Annotated in this window: 4 protein-coding genes; 1 reads left to right on the top strand and 3 read right to left on the bottom strand. The window is 75.9% G+C overall.

All coding sequences use genetic code 11. The features are described 5' to 3' along the window. Nucleotides 1–9: 9 nt before the first annotated feature. The 3 genes from AC5R91_RS12820 to AC5R91_RS12830 form a co-directional block, all read right to left on the bottom strand. The gene (locus AC5R91_RS12820; RefSeq protein WP_495397379.1) at nt 10–5,298 is read right to left on the bottom strand and encodes a type I polyketide synthase; all 5,289 of its coding nucleotides are present in this window, start codon (nt 5,296–5,298) and stop codon (nt 10–12) included. After that, entirely contained in the window at nt 5,291–13,804 is an 8,514-nt protein-coding gene (locus AC5R91_RS12825; RefSeq protein ID WP_495397380.1) for an SDR family NAD(P)-dependent oxidoreductase, read from the bottom strand. The genes AC5R91_RS12820 and AC5R91_RS12825 overlap by 8 nt, the downstream gene beginning before the upstream one ends. A 2,091-nt stretch (nt 13,805–15,895) precedes the next feature. Further along, nucleotides 15,896–16,774, bottom strand: a complete 879-nt coding sequence (locus tag AC5R91_RS12830; protein ID WP_041938938.1) for a helix-turn-helix transcriptional regulator — start codon at nt 16,772–16,774, stop codon at nt 15,896–15,898. Between the two features lie 949 nt (nt 16,775–17,723). On the opposite strand from AC5R91_RS12830, the gene AC5R91_RS12835 reads away from it, so the two are divergent. After that, complete coding sequence (locus AC5R91_RS12835) at nt 17,724–18,230, top strand: hypothetical protein (protein WP_495397381.1); 507 nt, start codon at nt 17,724–17,726, stop codon at nt 18,228–18,230. Nucleotides 18,231–18,360 lie beyond the last annotated feature (130 nt).

Below are 18,360 nucleotides of genomic sequence, written 5' to 3' on the forward strand. Positions count from 1 at the left end.
CGCTACTCCTTACTCGCTGGGAAGGCCGTTCGCCTCGACCTCGGGGGAGGTCCAGGCGACCACATAGGTCGCGGCGCCGGCCCGCCGGGCGGGGGCGCCGTCACGCGCAGCATCCTGACCGATGACGGTGGCGGAACGGACGTCACTCGCCACAGCCCGGCCGTCGGCGCCGCCCGAGTCCGGCTCGGGGGCCCCGGGTGCGCCGCCTTCCGGCCGGATCCGGCCGGAGGCGTCCACCGTACGCAACGCCACCCACCGGGAGCCCCGCGGGAGCGGCCCGTCCGGACCATCCCCGTAGACGGTGACCCGGACCAGCTCGGGCGGAGCGTGCCCGGCCCAGTCGGCCGCGGCCCAGGCCCGTCCGGGCCGGTACGGGCCGTCGACGACGAACTGGCGCGGCCGGCCCGCGAGCCCGGTGCCCTCGGCCTTCGCCGCCGCCTCCTTCGCCGCCCACAGCCGGGTGAACCACAGCGCCCGGCGGCCCGGATCGTCGCCCGCGACCCGGTCGAGCAGGTCTCGTTCGGCCGGGGCGAGCGCCGCCAGCTCGACGCCGGGCGCCCGGGCGACGATCTGCTCGATGTCGATCCCGACCGGCCCGTCCGCGGACACCAGCGCCACCGCCAGCTCCGGCTTGTGGGCGAGGGACACCCGCGGGGGGTCGCCGGCCGGGATGCCCGGCCGCGCCGGCAGGGCGCCGACGAGCGGGGCGCCCCGCTCGTCGTGCTCGATCCGGACCTCGATCCCCCAGACGGGCCCCGCGCCGCGCGCCCACAGCCAGCGCCGGACGGCATCCTGGACGGCGATGCGCCCCAGCAGCCAGCCGCGCGCCGCCCGCGGGTTGAGGCCCGCGAGCCGGGCCCGGTCGGCGGAGTCGGCGTAGTGGCGCACGATCAGCTCGCGCGAGGCCGAATCGGACCACCGGTCGAGCGCGACCACCCAGCCCTCGCCCGAGGGCTGGGCCACGGTGTGCAGCTCCGGGGCGCGGACCATCGCCCAGAGCACGTCGTCGTTGGCGAAACGCCGATCGGTCCAGGCCGACACGACCGCCCACACCGAGCCGTCGAGCCGGCGCAGCTCGAGGTCGGCGGTCACCGTGCGTTCGGCGACCTGCTGGATCCGCACGACGCAGTCGACCAGGTCGCCCGCCACCGGCGCCGGGCCGTAGAAGCGCAGGTCGGACAGGGACTGCGGCAGCAGCAGCGAGTCCTCGGGCAGGTTCTCCATCGCCCAGTAGCCGAAGAGCTGCCCGGCGTTGTCCAGCAGCGCGCCGGACGCGGACGGCACCCGCAGCCGCCCGCGGATGCCGGTCGCGGCGATCGCCTCGATGCGGTGGATGCCCTGGTATCCGGGGCCGTGGAAGAGGAAGTGCCCGCCGTAGAGGTCGCTGCCCTGGTGGCGGGATGGCTGTTCGCCGGGCAGGATCGGCCCGGTCGGGCCCGCCGGCAGGTCCGCGGTGGCCGCCGTCGTCCGCGGGGACGGCGGGTAGCCGTCGGCGAACACGACCGTGCCGCGGGCGTAGCCCTCCATGGTCACCCGGACCGCGTCCGGCCCCGCCGGGGTGAGGGTGACCGACACCTCCACGGCGGGCTCGATCGCGAGCCACCGCAGCGCCCGGACGTCCCGGATGCCGATCGGCACCCGCCCCGGCATCAGCGCCGCGGCCTGCGCGATCATGAGTTCGAGCACCTCGGTCATCGGCACGACCGGGAACAGGTCGGACACGTCGCGCCAACCCGGCGGCTGGCGGTAGAAGCAGTGGTCGATGATGTGCGGCATCGACGCCAGCGACAACCGGCGACGCACGGTCCGCGGCCCGAGTGCCGGGCCGCCGCCTGAGGCGGACGCGGCAGCCGCTCCGGAGGCGGGCTCGGCGCGGCTGGCGGGTGCGGACGCGCCGGGGCCCCGGGAGGCGGTGGGACCGGCGCCGCGGGGCGCCGGCACGCCACCGGACCCGCCGGACGCGGGCACCGTGCGCACCCCGCCCGCCGCGGGCCCACCGCGCCGTCGTGGCGGCGAGCCCGGCGGGGCGGTGGGGCCGAGTGCCCACCGGTCGACGACCGCGGACATCACCGCACCGGCATCGGCCAGCGCCGCCCGCAGCTCGTCGAGCACCGGATGGCCACCGGCGGCGCCCGCGGCGGGAAGAGCCGGACCCAGGAGATCCGGGCCGCGGAGATCCGCGCCGGAGAGATCCGCGCCGGAGAGTCCCGCGTCAGAGTGATCCGGGTCCGCGGGTCCGCGGCGATCCGGGCCGAGGCGATCCGGGCCGAGGAGGGTCGCGCCCGCAGGTCCGAGACGCACCAGCGGCGTGCCGAGGTTCAGCCGGACGGGGGTGCCCCGGCGCCGCGGCAGCTCGATGGGCCTCCCGGCGGCGGGCGTCGGGGCCAGGACCGGGGTGGGGGACGCGGCCGGCTCGCCGGCCAGCACCGTCACCGGGGTGGCGGACGGCTCGGGGCGGGTCCGGCAGGGCAGCAGGTCGAGCCGCGGGGCCGCGCCCTCCACCCACAGGGCGGCGGCCACGCGGCGCAACTGGTCCAGGCCGGACCGTTTCGGGGAGTTCGTGACCAGCGCGACGTGGTCGTGTCCGGGCAGCGTGTTGTCGACGAACCCGGCGACGCTGCCCACGCCGACCTGGACGAAGGCGCGCACGCCGGTGTCGTGCAGCCGGCGGACGAGTTCCCGGAACCGCACGGGCTCGACGAGGTGGCGCAGGGCAAGCCCCCGAACGGCGTCATGGTCGTGCGGGTAGGGCGCGACCGTCGTCGCCGACCAGATCGGGATCGTCGCCTCGACGAGGGTGACGCCGGCGAGGTTGGTCCGCAGCCGGTCCAGGTAGGGCTCCAGGAACGGGGAGTGGAAGCCGGAGCGGAACGGCAGGACCTGCCCGAGCACGCCGTCGCGGCGCAGCCGCTCCAGGGCGGTGCGCACGCTCTGTTCGCGCCCGCAGATGATCGACTGGTGCGGGCAGTTGTCGTGGGAGACGACGATGTCGCCGAGGTCGGCGATGACCTCGGCGGCACGCGCGGCGCCGCAGCCCAGCGCCCCGAAGACGACCCCGGGCACCTCCAGCGCGGCCGGGTCGAAGCCGGCGATGAAGGCGTCGGTGGACTCGCCGGTGATGAGCCCACCGCTGATCATCGCGTTCCACTCGCCGATGCTGTGCCCGCCGACGAGGTCCGGGACGATCCCGAGGCGCCGCAGCGCCTCGTCGAGGATCCGCCCCACCTCGACGCTCGCGACGCCGTGCCGGCCGAGCAGCCCGGTGTCGTCGAGGGCCGGGCGGGTGAGCCCGAAGTGCGCGCAGACGTCGTCGATGCGCGGGGAGAACTTGTCCTCCAGGCCGCAGAACAGGAACGCCGTCCGCCCGGCGGGCGTCCCGTCGGGCCGGGCGGGGTCGAGCAGGCCGGCCGGGGTGAACCACAGGTCGTTGCGGCCCCGCCACGGGTTGCCCCGCCCCACGACCGTGCGGGCCAGGGCGAGCCGGCGCGGGTTCGGCGCCACCAGGGCGAGCCGCCAGGGGCCGCCGGCCGGCGGGCTCGCCGCGTCGTCCCGGGCGAGCAGCTCCGCGTCGTCGACGTCGAGCTGGGCGAGCAGCTCCGCCGGGCTGCTCCCGGCGAGCAACAGGACCGCCTCCGCGTCCGGATCGGCCACCCGCGCAGGGCCGGCCGGCGCGCGGCCCGGCAGCTCGCGGCCCGGCAACGCGCGGCCTGCCGGTACGAGGCTTGGCTGCGCGAGGTCTGCCGGCGCGAGGACTGCCGGCGCGAGGGCGGGGAAGGTGCGGGCCAGGGTCGTCGGGGCGGTCGGCGGCGCCTCTTCGACGACGAGGTGGGCGTTGATGCCGCCGAAGCCGAAGGCGTTGACGCCGGCGCGACGGGGACCGCCGCCCGCCGGGGTGTCCCAGTCGGTCGCCGCCCGCACCGGCGCGAACCGGCTGCCGGCGAAGGCGGCGTGCGGCTCGTCGCAGTGCAGCGTCGGCGGGAGCACCCGGTGATGCAGGGCGAGCGCGGTCTTGATCAGGCCGGCCGCGCCCGCCGCCGGCATCGCGTGGCCGATCATGGACTTGACCGAGCCGATGCCGATGTCCGCGCGCCCAGCGCCGCCCGTGCCGGCCGCGGCCGCCGTACCGAAGATCCGGCCCAGGGTGGCGAGCTCCACGGCGTCGCCGGTCGGGGTGGCCGTGCCGTGCGCCTCGACCAGACCGATCGCGCCGGGTGCCGTCGGGTCGAGCCCGGCGTCCGCCCAGGCGCGCCGCACGGCGAGGGTCTGCCCGTCGGCGGCGGGGGCCATCAGGGAGGCGGAGCGGCCGTCGCTCGAGGTGCCGGCCCCGCGTAGCACCGCGTAGATCCGGTCGCCGTCGCGGCGGGCGTCCGCCAGCCGGCGCAGCACCAGCATGCCGACGCCCTCGCCGATGAGGATGCCGTCCGCCCGCCGGTCGAACGGGCGGATCGCCTCGCTCGGCGACAGCGCCCGCAGCAGGGAGAACACGCTCCAGAACGACGGCTCGTGGACGAGGTGAGCTCCGCCGACGATCATCGTGTCGGTGCGGCCGGAGCCGAGATCACGCATCGCCATCTCGACGGCGATGAGCGACGACGCGCAGGCCGCGTCCACCGTGTAGGCGGGACCGCGCAGGTCGAGCCGGTTGGCGATGCGGGATGCGGCGAGGTTGGGCACCAGGCCGATCGACGCCTCCGGGCGGGCCGGACCGAGCTGCGCGACGAACGCCTCGCGGACGCGTTCGACCGCGTCGGCGGGCAGGTCCGGCAGTACCTCGCGCAGGGTGGTGACGAGCTGGCGGGAGGTGCGCACCCGCTGCTCGAGCCGGGCCACCCCGGATCCCACGTAGCCGCCGCGGCCGAGGACGACGCCCACCCGCTCGGCGTCGCCGAGCCCGTCGGGCCCACCGGCGTCCGTGATCGCCTCGGCGGCGAGCCGCAGCGCCAGCAACTGGTCCGGCTCGGCCCAGTCGACGGCGTTGGGCACGATGCCGAACGCCGTGGGGTCGAACGTCGCGAACTCGTCGACGAAACCGCCGCGCCGGCAGTAGAAGCCGTCCGCCGCACCGGCCGGCGCCGCGTCGGCGCCCGCGCCCCGTCGCATGCCCGGCGCAGCGGGCGGCCGCTCGGGCGGGAAGTAGTCGTCGACGTCGAAGCGATCCCGCGGGAGCGCCCGGATCGCGTCGACCCCGCCGACGATGTTGCGCCAGAACGTGTCGAGGTCGCCGGCGCCCGGGAACAGCGCGGACATCCCCACCACGGCGATCGGCGGCGCCCCGGACCCGCCACCGGGGTCACGCATCGAACGCCTCCGCCTCGGCGCACATGTAGACGACCTGCGCCGGGCCGTCGGGCGGCCCCGCCAGCTCGGTCAGCAGCGCGGCGACGCCGGCGGCCGGGTCGATCAGGCCGATGCCGCGGCGGGCGTACTCGCGGGCGAGCTCCGCGGAGACCATCCCGCCGCCCGCGGCGGCGGCCGTCGACGCCCAGGGGCCCCAGTCGACGCTGACGATCCGGCCGGCGAAGCGCCCCGCCGCCGCACCCGCGAGCGTGTCGAGGGCGTCGTTCGCGGCGGCGTAGTCGGCCTGGCCCCGGTTGCCGAACACCCCCGCGACGCTGCCGAACAGGGCGACGAAGCCGACGTCGTCCCGCACCGCGGCGAGCAGGGCCCGGGCGCCGTCGACCTTCGTCCGGTAGACCCGGTCGAACGACTCGGGCGTCTTGTCGCGCAACAGCCGGTCGGCGAGGACGCCCGCGCCGTGCACCAGCCCGTCGAGGCGACCGTGGCGGGCATAGATGTCGGCCACCACCGCAGTGACGGCCGCACCGTCGCGCACGTCCACCGCGTGGTAACGCACCGAGGACGCGAGGCCGCGCAGGGTCGCCAGTGTCGCCCGCACCTCCCGCTCGGCGAGCAGCCGGGAGACCCGGGCCTCGATCTCGGCCGGGCGGCGCACGCCGGTCTCGATCAGCGCGCGGCGCAGCGCCGGGGCGTCGACCGCGCCCGCGGTGGCGGGATCCTCGGGCCCCGCGGGCGGCGGGGTGCGCCCGATCAGCTCGACGGTGCAGCCGCTGCGCCGGGCGAGCTCGACGGCGACGGCCGCGGTGATGCCCCGGGCGCCGCCGGTGAGCAGCACGACCGAGGACGGACCCAGCCCGGCCGGCAGGCTGACGGCCCCACCGGCACCCGCGGGCCGCACCCGCAGGGTGGCTCGCGCCCCGTCCCGGTAACCGACGACCAGCGGCCCACCCGGGGTGAGCAGCTCGGCGAGCAGGCTGTCCGCGATCCGCCGGGGCTCGTCCTTCGGCTCGACGTCGACGAGGCGCAACGCCAGGCCGGGGACCTCCCGGGCGATCGTGCGGACGAGTCCGGCGAGCCCCGCGCCCGGCGTCGGGCGGACGACGAACTCCCCGGCGTCGGCGCGTCGGGCGTATTCCAGGGCGTCGATCGCGCTCGGGTCGGCCGTCGCGCCGGGAGCGGCGGCGCGGGCACGGCCGAACCGCCCGCCGTTGCCGGTGGCGATGAGCACCCGCCGGCTGCCGCCCAGGGCCGCGGCCCGCAGGGCTGGGAACGCGCCGGGCAGGATCGCGTGCTCGTCCGCGCCGGGATCGGCGGAGGCAATCCAGACGAGACCGTCGGCGCCGGCTCCGGCCCGGATCTGGTCGACGAGGCCAGTGTCGTCGGCGGCGAGGATCCGCGCCTCGGCGCCTGCCTGCTCCAACCGGGTGGCGAGCGCCAGGCCGACCCCGAGACCGCCCTCCACCAGCAGGAACCGGGAGCCGGCAAGGTCGGTCGGCGCCGCGCCGGCCGGCGCGGGCAGGATTTCCGGTTCGACGACGAAGCGCCGCAACGGAATCGCCCCGACCGGATCGCCGACCACAGCGGACCCGACGTCCAGGGAAGACCCGACGGACGTGAGGGACCCGGCGGACGCGAGCGACCCGGCCGGCACGAGCGACCCGGCGGGCACGGACGCGAGCGACTGGGCCGAATCCCCCACCGGCAGCCCGGCCGGCGACGCCGCGGGCGACCCGCCGGTCAGCGCCGCTGCGGCGGTGGAGGGGCCGGGCTCGGTCCCGCCGGCGGTCGAACCGACGATCCAGTCGACGATGCCGCGGACGGTCTTGATCGCCGCCAGCTCCTCGACGACCTCCTCGTCCAACTCCCCCGAACCCGCCTCCACCAGCCCCAACCGCTGCGCCAACTCCCCCAGGATCTCCGTCCGCTTGATCGAATCAATCGACAGATCAGCCTCAAGATCCAGATCCGGCTCCAACATCTCCACCGGATAACCCGTCTGCTCCCCGATCACCCCCACCACCACATCCGACACCGCCGACCGCTCCACCACAGCGGACCGGACCACCGGCGCCGCGGCGGCCGAGGTGTGCGTGCCGTTCGATCCGGCCCGGAACGTCGCGGCCGGCGCATCACCGCCCGCCCCGGCGTGCGCGGCGGTCGAGGCCGCCCCGGCGGACCAGGCCGCCGCCGCGCCGGCGTGGGTTCCGTTCGACGCGGCCGAGCCGGGCGCCGCCGCCGGAGCCGCGGAGCCGGCGGCGGCGGCGAAGCGGTCCATCATCCAGTCGACGATGCCGCGGACGGTCTTGATCGCCGCCAGCTCCTCGACGACCTCCTCGTCCAACTCCCCCGAACCCGCCTCCACCAGCCCCAACCGCTGCGCCAACTCCCCCAGGATCTCCGTCCGCTTGATCGAATCAATCGACAGATCAGCCTCAAGATCCAGATCCGGCTCCAACATCTCCACCGGATAACCCGTCTGCTCCCCGATCACCCCCACCACCACATCCGACACCGCCGACCGCTCCACCACAGCGGACCGGACCACCGGCGCCGCGGAACCGGCGGCAGCCGCGGGGGCGCCGACCGGTGGCAGGTCCGCGCCCGCCGTGTCCGGCGCGGGGGCGGGCCGGGGCACCGCGGGAGTCGCCGGTACGCCGGCGGTCCGCGCCTGCTCCGGCTGGGCCTGGCGGGGGACCGCGGGGGTGGCCACGGGGGTGGCCGCGACGCGGTCGACGCCGTCGATGCCGTCGCGCGACGCCGGGCGGCCAAGTCCGGTCGGGTCGTAGCCCAGGTAGCCCAGCACCACGTCGCGCTGCGCCGCGACCAGCTCGCGGGTGGTCCGCAGGAACTCCAACACCACGGCGTCCACCGGGCCGCCACCTCCAAGCTCGGGCATCGCGGCGGCAAGGACCGCCGGATCGTCGATCGGGTCAACGGGAACGAGCGGTGGCGCCGGGTCCTGCGGGACGAATCCCCGCACGCCCGCGATCTCGGGCAGCTCCCCGCCAGCCGCCGCCACGGTCCGTGCGACCGCGGCGGGAGATGCCAGCGCGGCGGGAGATGCCAGCGCGGCGGGAGATGCCAGCGCGGGGGACGCGGATGGCGCCTGCGCGGGAGACGCGGATGGCACCGTGAAGCGGGGTCCTGCTGGCGCCGCCCCGGCGTCCGCGGCCGGTGTGACCCCGGCGGCCCCGGCGGCCGCGCCCGGACCGGCGGCGAGAGCCAGGCGAGTCGGCGACCGCAGGGCGCCCGGCAGGAAACGGCCGTCGGCGGTGCGCACGTAAGCCCCGTCGATCAGCCAGCCGGGCCGGCGCGGCACGTCCGTGTCGCTCACCACGCGGGCGTCACGCCCGGTGAACAGGGGCGCCGGGTCGACACCGACGCCGGCCGCGGCGAGCTCGGCGAGCGCGAGCAGCAACCGGCGCAGCCCCGGCTCCCCCGCAACGTCGGTGGCCACGACCCGGTGCGGCCGGCCGGCGAGGATCTTGCCGACGAGCTGGGAAAGCACCCGACCGGGGCCGGCCTCGACGAAGGTCCGTACGCCGGCCGCGTACATCGCCTCGATCTGCTCGACGAACCGCACCGGCGCCGCCACCTGGCCGGCGAGCGTCGCCCGCACCTGCTCCGGTGCCGCCGGATACGGCTGGGCGGTGGTGTTGGACCACACCGGCAGCGCCGGCGCGGCGACGTCGAGCGCGTCAAGGCGGTCGGCGAGCGCGCCGGCGGCCGCGGCCACGACCGGGCTGTGGAACGCGCAGGCCACCGGAATCGGCCGGGCGGTCAGGCCGGCCCGGCCGAGGGCGGCCACGGCCTCGCCCACGGCGGCGGTCGGCCCGGAGATCACGCTCTGCCGGGGGGCGTTGTGGTTCGCGACGACGACGTGGCCGCCGCCGGCGGCCGCGCCGCCGACCACCCCGCCGGCGGTGGCGCCGAGTTCCGCGAGCACCTCGCGCACCCGCTCGACGGGCGCCTGGACGGCGGCCATCGTGCCCGGGTCGTCCCCCGCCGCGGCGAGGATCGCGGCGGCCCGCGCCTCGCTCAGGCCGACGAGGTCGGCCCGGTCAAGCGCGCCGGCGGCGCACAGGGCGACCAGTTCGCCGTAGGAGTGTCCGCCGACGTGGTCCGGGCGGACGCCGAACGCGGTGAGCAGGTCGTGCACGGCGAGGCCGGCGAGGCCGAGCGTCGGCTGGGCCGCCCGCGTGTCGGTGATCGCCGCCGCCTGCTCGGCCTTCTGCTCCCGGGTGAACGCGGCCGGCGGGAACATCGTGCCGGCCCACTGGGGGGCCAGGTCGAGCACGGCCCGCAGCCGGGGGAAGGCAACGAACAGGTCGGCGAGCATCCCCGGCCGCTGGCTGCCCTGGCCGGGGAACAGGAAGGCGGTCGTACCCGGCTCGGCGTCGTCGCGGACGAACAGCCCGGCGCGCGGGTTCGCCGTGAACGTCCGTGCCGCCTCGATGGCGGCGGGCAGCCGGTCGAGATCGTCGGCGACGAACGCGACCTGCACCGGGCCGCCACCGGCCGCGCAGGTGGTGCGGGCCAGGTCCCGCAGGCGGAACGGCCGCCCGGCGTCGTCGTTCGTGGTGACCAGGGCGGCGAGGCGGTCCAGCGCCCGGCTGGCGGCCGCCCGGTCGGCGCCGCGCACGGCGAACAGCTCCGCGGGCCAGTGGTCCAGACCGTGGGTGGGTTCCGGGCCGCCGTCGTAGGCGGACAGCACGACGTGGAAGTTGGTGCCGCCGAAGCCGAACGCCGAGACCCCGGCGTGGCGCTCACCGGCGGGTGCCGCCCAGGGCTTGGCGGCCTCGTCGAAGTAGAACGGGCTGGTCTCGCCGTCCCAGTAGGCGTTCGGGGTGTCGATGTGCAGGGTCGGCGGACGCACCCCGGTCTCGAGCGCCTTCGCCACCTTGATCAGCCCGGCCAGGCCGGCGGCGCACTTGGTGTGCCCGATCTGCGACTTCACCGAGCCGACCGCGCACTGGCCGGGGGTCGCGCCGTGGTCGGTGAACACCTCGGTGAGGGTGGCGAGCTCGGTGCGGTCACCGACGACCGTGCCGGTGGCGTGCGCCTCCAGCAGGCCGACGTCGCTCGGTGAGATGCCGGCCCGCGAGTAGGCCCGTTCCAGGGAGAGCACCTGGCCGGCCTTGCGCGGCGCGGTCAGCCCGAGCGCGCGGCCGTCGGAGGAGCCGGCGACGGCCCGGATGACCGCGTGGATGCGGTCGCCGTCGCGCTCGGCGTCGGCGAGCCGCTTGAGCACGACGACGGCGACTCCCTCGCCCAGGCTGGTGCCGTCGGCGCCGGAGTCGAAGCTGCGGCAACGCCCCTGCGGCGACAGCGCGTGCACCGAGGAGAACAGCAGGAAGTCGTGGGCGCCGGCGTGGGTGTCCACCCCGCCGCAGAGCACCAGGTCGGAGCTGCCGGCGACCAGCTCCTTGCAGCCGGCGTCGAGCGCGGCCAGCGACGAGGCGCACGCCGCGTCGACGGTGAAGTTCACCCCGCCGAGGTCGAGCCGGTTGGCCACCCGCCCGGCGATGACGTTCGCGAGCATGCCGGGGAAGGAGTCCTCGTCCAGCTCGGGCAGGAACTCCTCGAGCTCGGCGGGCAACTGCCCGAACAGGCCCGGCCACAGCGAGCGCAGCCCGTAGGCACCGGACAGGTCGGTGCCGGCCTCGGTGCCGAAGACGACCGAGGCGCGGGAGCGGTCGAACGGCCGGCCCTCGCCGGCCGCCTTCTGTCCGGTGTCGTAGCCGGCGCTGCGCAGCGCGCGGGTGGCGACCTCGAGGGCGAGGAGCTGGCTGGTCTCGATGCTGCGCAGGGACCGCGGCGGGATGCCGTAGGCCAGCGCGTCGAACGGGACCCGAGGCAGGAAACCGCCCCACTTCGACGGGGTGTGGCGCCCGGCGTCCTTCACCACCGCGTCGGCCCGGTAGTACACCTCGGGATCCCAGCGGTCGGCGGGCACCTCACGGATCGCGTCGTTGCCGGCGACGACGTTCGCCCAGAACGTGGCGAGGTCGGGAGCGTCGGGGAAGATCGCGGACATCCCGACGATCGCGACGTCGAGCGGCCGACCGGCGGGACGGGAGTCCGCCGCGGTCGCCGTCACCGTCGCCACCGCCCGGTGAGCGGCGTCGGTCGCCCGTCCGCGCTCGCCGCCGCCGACGGCATCCGTACCTGCACCTGCGCCGGCCATGTCCGCCTCGATCCCCTCGCTGCCCGCCGGGCGTCGCGTGCCGTCGGCCGACCCGAACGCGGGCACCTGCCCGGCCGGCAGGCCGAGTTCGGCGGCCCGGTCGGCGAGACCGGCGGTGGCCCGCGTGGTCACCTCGTCGTGCAGGGCGGCGACGCTCGTGCGATCCGAGCGCAGGGACGCCACCTGTCCGATCATGAACATGCCGTCCCGGGCCTGGGCCGCCGGATCGACCTGGACGACCTCGGCGCCGTCGCGGCGCAGCCCCTTGCTGGCTACCCGCAGCCGGCCGAGGTTGAGCGCCTCCAGCTCCTCCCACATCTGCTGGCGGGGGGTGGCGGCAGCGAGCAGCTCGCGGCGACGGTCGAGGAAGGTGTGAACGTAGGCGGACTCGACGCATCGGGTGGCGTGCCCCGGGGAGGTCTCCAGCAGCACCGTTTGCTCGCAGTCGAGGGCGGCCTGCTGGAAGCCGGGCAGGATCGCGCCGGAGGCGACGGCCTCATCGGTGAACAGGTAGGCCGTGCCCATCAGCACGCCGATGCCGGCGCCCCGTTCGGCGAGCGGGGCCGCCGCGGCGGCGACCATGGCGGCCGAGCGGGCGTCGTGCACCCCGCCGGCGAACAGCAGGTGCAGGCCGGCGAAGAAGTCCGGGCCGGCCTGGTCGCTCTCGCCAAATGCGAGCAGCCCCGCGATCTGCGCCTCCCACAGCGGGAAGCTCGCCCGCGGCCCGACGTGCCCGCCGCACTCCCGCCCCTCGAAGACGAACTTGCGGGCCCCGTCGGCCAGGAACCGGTGCAGCAGCCCCGGGGACGGCACATGCAGGAACGTGTCGATGCCGGCCGCCTCCAGCGGCGCTGCCTGCGCCGGCCGGCCGCCGGCCACGATCGCGCACGGCGGACGAACCTCGCGCACGGCGGCGAGCTGCTCGTTGCGCAGGGCCGCCGGGGCGAAACCGAGCACGCCCACGCCCCACGGCGCGTCCTGGAGCAGGTCGGCGGTCTCCGTCAGCAGCGCGCGGCAGTCCTCGCCGCTCATCAGCGCCAGGGCGAGGAACGGCAGGCCGCCCTCGTCGGCGATCGCGCGGGCGAACGCCGCCCGGTCGCTGACCCGGGTCATCGGTCCCTGCGCGACGGGATGCCGCAGCCCCCGTGCGGCCGCGAACGGTGCGCCGACGGCCAGCGGCCGGGTGCGGGCGGCGGCCGCGATGCCGTCCCGGATGCCCTCGCGCACCGCCCGCACCACCCCAGCGGCGCTGCCGTGCCGGTCGGCGAGCGCGGCGGCGAAGGCGCCGTCCTGGCCGATCGGGAGGAACTGGTCGACCAGGTCGCGGGCGCCGAGCCGGGCGGCGACCGCGGCGGCCTCGACCGCGGTGGCACCGTCGGCGGCACCGTCGGCGGCGACGTCGTCCCCACCGGGCCGACCGCGGCCGCCGCCCGCGGGGGCGGTGACCGCGCCGTCCGAGGCGAGTTCGCCGCCGGTGTCGCGCAGGTCTGCGGCGGGCCGCTCGATCCGCCCGGCGAGGGCGGCGATGGGCAGATCGGGCCGGACGTAGAGCCGGTGGCCGGCGTGCAGGATGGTCTCGCTGCCGTCCATGGCCCGCACGGCGGCGGCCACCTGCTCGGGCAGCTCCACCTCCCGGACCAGGGCGAGCTGGGAGTCGAGCACGACCCCCGCCGCGCCGCCCGCCACCGCCGCCGCGGCCGTCGCGGGGCCGATCCCCCCGGCGGCGAAGACGGGCACCGCGCCGCCCGCGCCGTCCCGCAGCCCGGCGGCGAGCAGGTGCTGCAGCAGGGTGAACGTGGTCAGGTCGCCGACGACGCCGCCGGACTCGTTGCCCCGGGCGACGAGCCCGACCGCACCGGCCGCGACCGCGCCACGGGCCTGCGCCACCGAGGTCACCTCAGCCCAGACCCGCCGGCCCCGCCGGATCAGCTCCCCCGGCTCCCAGTGCCGGTCGGTCCCCGGGCCGCCCGCCGCGGCGAGATCGCCGGCCGAGACACCGCCCGGCCGGGGGGCGAGCACCACGAGATCCACCGCGTCGGGCAACTCGTCCGGGTCGACCGGGCAGCCGGCGGCGACCCGCACCCCGAAGCGTCCCGGCGTCCAGCGGGCCGCGTCCCGCAGGGCGTCGCGCGCCGCCCGCGCCGAGCGCCCGAGGTCGAGGACGCCGAGACCGCCGGCCCGCGTCACGGCGGCGACGAGGGCGGCGGCGGGCTGGGCGAACGGAGTGATCACGACGACCAGCTCGCGTGCGTCGAGCGGGTCGGGCGCGTCGGAGCCGGCCGGGGAGGCCTCGGGTGACACGCGGGGTGCGGTGGTCATCGGCAGGTCCTCCTGGCAGGTCGCGGCCGGGGGCAGGGTGATGAGGTGGACGAACTAGTCCGGGTCACTGGGCCCGCCGAGGCCGTCCGATCGTCCGACCGGTCCCGCGCCGCCAGCGCGTGGTCCGCCCCCGGGTCACCACAAGGCCATATCCAGGACAAGAGGCGCACCCACCAAACCAACGCGATGGACACGTTCCGGACGACGGGATCGTCGACATCATCGGTGACCTCCTGGCCGGTGCCGCTGGGCGACAGACGTCCCGGGGAAGCTGCATCTGCACTGACTACGCGGAAAGCGAACGGACCCCCAACAACTCTCTCGGAACTGGTGCGCCCGGTGGCCGGGGCGACCGACTTGCTTAGCCGACCCGACACCGTCAACGTGCGCGGAATACTAGTCGGCTCGGTCCGGAGCACTGCACGGTGGCAGGCCAAAGTCGCGATCACGCGCGCCTTGGAGAGCGGACGTGATCGCCGTGACCTGGTCGGAGCCCCTTCGGCCCAGCGGTTCCCTCGCCGCCGGACATCGCCGGTGATGTCGCGGCTCGGGATTACGCAGAGCCCGCGCGGATGTGCACCGGGCGACCTCATCAATCCCGGTGACGATCGGCGGAGGTCACGAATTGGTAGCACGCAGGCGGTATCCCGGACCGCCGAACCCGGCGGTTTCCATTCGACTTCGGTCGGCTAAAGGGGTGATGAACAGTCGAGGCTACATTCCTCGGACACGGACCGGCTCGCGCAAGGCCAGAAGAAATCGCAAGCGAGAGTGGCGCCGCGGGAGGTATCGAACCACGGGTGCAGGGCATCAGGAAATCGATCGTGGTAACCGCCGGCCGGGTCAGTCACCGACGGTCGGGTGGCCCCTTCGGGCCCCACCCGGCTAGCAAGGACACGGGTCAACCTAGTCACAGCGTGCCATCAACCGCAAGCGGGGCCGAGCGGAGAGATGCCGGCGTTCATCACCGCGCCACCCAACCGGACCAGCCTGCTACGACGGGCAAGGGCCAGCATCCCACAGATGGGGCATGACGCGCATCTTACGCAGAAGCCATAAAAATAATGATCTACGTTAATCGGGACGAGACGGGGACCGGTGGAGCCCGCCGACACCGCCCGCCCTGGCCTTCCTTCGCCGGCCGCAGTCTTCGGGGCAGGGCGGACGGCGTCCGCGGCGCTCACGCGAGCGCGGCGCGGCGTCGAACCACCGCGGGTGACCGCCCGAGCCACTGCTCGGCCATCCGACCGTCAGGGATCGACCGTGACTCAGGGATCAACCGTGACGGGGTGGCGCACGACGACGGCGGCAACCGGAGGGCCGCGGCCGCCGGCCCCGGCCCGGGATGGGGCGCATCTCGGAGCACGCCAACCATGGCGGGATGGTCCGGAGCCGACCCGCCGACGGACCGCGCCCATCCCAACCTGGCCCCGCCCACGGGGATGAAGCGGGCGCGCAGGGCTGGGGCAGGCAGGGAGGTGGCCGCCGGGGCCGCCGACGCCAGGCCTGGGCGGCCCACGGGTAGCGGCGGCCCGCACGAACGGCAGGAGACAGCAATCGGCGGCCGCCGGGGGCCGCGCTGCGCGTGGACCGGGACATCGGGGCTGCTCGGGCCGTACGAGCCCCGGACATGACACGACCGCGGGTGGCGCGGCCGGTCTCGGCCCGCGCCACCCGCGGTTCGTCGGAAGTCAGTTGTCGAGGCGCGCCCGTGGCGCGTCGCGTCGCGTCGGTGCGCCGGCCTTCCGCCCTGTGGGCGGGCCGACCGGCCTGCGGGCCCCATGGGTCGATGGGCACCTGGCGCCCGCGCCGTCGCGGCACGGGCCGGTCTCCTCGCCGGGCATGTCCGGCCTGGTCAGGGTGCCGGGCAGGCCCGGCGTGTTGCCGGCCGGTAGACGACCGGCCGGCGTGAGGACCGCCGCCGCGGCCCGAGGACCGACATCCGGGGTCCGGGGTGGGAGCGGCGGCAAGGGCAGGGGCAGGGTGCCGGGGCGGCAGCGGGGCGCGCACGCGCGAGCTCGAACCGTGACCGGTCGCGTCTGGACGCGGCCGGGAATTTCCGACGGTCGGATCAGTTCCTCAACCGGCGAGTCAGGGCCGGGGCGGGCTGGGCGGCGCGAACGCGCTGGTCTCGCGTTGCCAGGCAATGGCGAGCTGCGTGCGGTTCGAACATCCCGTCGCCACGAGAGCGTGGGTGAGGTGGTGCTTGACCGTGTCGATGCTGATGCACAGCGCCTCGGCGACCTGCCGGTTGGAGCGGCCCTCGGCGACGAGTCGCACCACGTCCCGCTCGCGGGCGGACAGCCGTCCCGCGACGGACGGACCGGGATCGGTCCGGATGTAGAAGCGCAGCAGGTTGCCGAGATGGCGGCCGAGGACGGCGCCGACCGCCCGGTCCCGCGGGCCGAACGCGCCCGGCCGCGAGTCCAGCAGGGAGATGAGCGCGCCCACGTTCGACGGGCCGAACAGGCGCACGAGCAGCTTGGCGTGGATGCCGTGCGCGCGCAGGAAGCGCTCGAGGCGCATCCGCACCTCGGGACGCTCCGGAACGCCCAGGTCGTCGAGGGTGGCGAGGCCACGCTCGCGGACCGAGCGCAGGCTCTCCGGGTTGCTGAGTGCCTCCAGCTCCCGGTAGCGCTCCATGTACGGGCCGGCGAGGCGCAGGGCGAGGCCCCGGCCGGTAGGCCGGGCGTCCTGGAACGCCGTCTCGATCGAGGAGCCCAGGAAGAAGGCCGAATGGCGATAGCCCAGGTGGCGGGCCATGCCGTCGAGGGCCAGTTCACGGAAGGAGGCGAGCGAGGAGGCCCGCTCGCAGTCCTCCACGACGCGCAGGATGCCGCGCAGCTCGGCCGCGCCGAGTGCGAGATCCCGCGGCATCGGGGCGCCGGCGCGGGCGGCCATGCCCGGGCGCATCGGCGCGCCCGGCGCGGTCCGGGCGGCGGGCGCGCCCGGGACCTCACCGCGTCCCATGGGGGACCCGGTCATCGGGGGCCCGGAGCGGGGATGCGACAATTGCCGAGCAGTGGCACTGCCCGTGCTCGTGGTCGGTGCGGGGTGCCGCGCCGGCGCCGGCGCCGCGCGATGTGGGGTGGTCGGCGGAGCGGGTGAGCTCGCCGAGGCTCGCCTGGCAATGTGACCCGCCATGCCTATCTCGGTGGATGTGTCCACGGTCACGCCGATTCGCGGCCGATGGGGCGCGTCCTCGCCGATAGCATCGGTCGAGCGGGGAACTCGGTCGGTCACGCGTGCCTCCGGGGGTCAGACTCAGAATCAAACCGGGCGGTAGCCCGGCTGTGGCGATGCCACCGGGTGAATTTCCGGTGAAGATGGACATGTTCGGCAAGCGTAGGGCCCACCTCCCTCGCTACGCCACCAGTTGCCCGCGCCCCTCATTCGCAGTCGGGCCAAACCCACCGCTTCGGTGGGAGAATCGTGCCCCCAACCCGGCCATATATTTCCGGGACCGCCACCCTCGCGCGTGAAGCGACCACTTCGCGTGATTTTTCCCTCCCGGAACCATCCCCTAAACGGGCCACCTCGCCAGCGGTATGCGGGCCCTACGGGCCCCCGCTCGCCTCGCGCAGGCCGGGATCCAGCCCGGCGGGCGGGCAGACGACGCGACGGACGCGAAACGTTCCCGCCGCCCGCCACCCTCCACGATGGGTGACCACCCACCCACTAAGTGCCTCGCTAGCATGGGCCATCGTCACCGAGGGTATTGATATAGGCGTCCTACCGTTTCGGTAGGTGCACCTCCGCCGGTCCCTCGCGAGGTCCAACGCCCACGACGCATCCCGCCGGATTCGCGTAGACCCGGTACGGTCTCGCGCCACCGATGCCCTCCCGCCGAAGCCGGGCGGCCGGCGACCATCCCGGTCCGCCGCCGCCCCGCCCGCGGGACGAACGAGGTGAACAACTGATGACCCTGGGTCTGTCGGTCTTCCTGGTTGTGGTGGGTGCCACGCTGCGATACGCCCTGACGTGGCGAGTGGTCGGGGTAGATCTCCCGGTTCTGGGTCTGATTCTGATGGTCGCGGGGATCGTCACCTCGGTCATCTGCGTGCTCCGGGCCGTAGTGCCGCTGCCGACGCGGGCCGCGGCTCGCGAACGCGGCGCCGACCTCCGCGGCTGGCCCGCCGACGCCGACGGCCGGGGCCAGGCGGGCGATCGGCCGCCGCGTCGGACGATCCCGCTGGCCGACGGCCGGCGGGGTGGAACCGCGCGGCCCGCATCCCCCGATTCCCTGACCGTTCCGGACGCGCCCGGCGTCGCCGCCCCTTTCCCCGGCACGGACGCGGACGCGCTCGAGTTCCGGGAGCCGTATCCGGACCTTGCGCAGCGTCCGTACCTCACGCTGGAACAACACGTCTTCGGTAACCGGGTCGAAGCCGAGCCGGCCGAGCCCCGTGATGAAGCCGGGATCTGAGGCAACCGACCTCCTGGCTCGCCGCCGGCGCCGGATTCCGGCTGTTCGCCGTCCGGGAAATCGGCCGCCTCACACCGTCTCAGCGCCTCAGGCCGTCTCAGCGCATCGGCGCATCGGCGCATCGGCGCAT

The organism is Frankia sp. BMG5.60 (genome assembly GCF_059428125.1).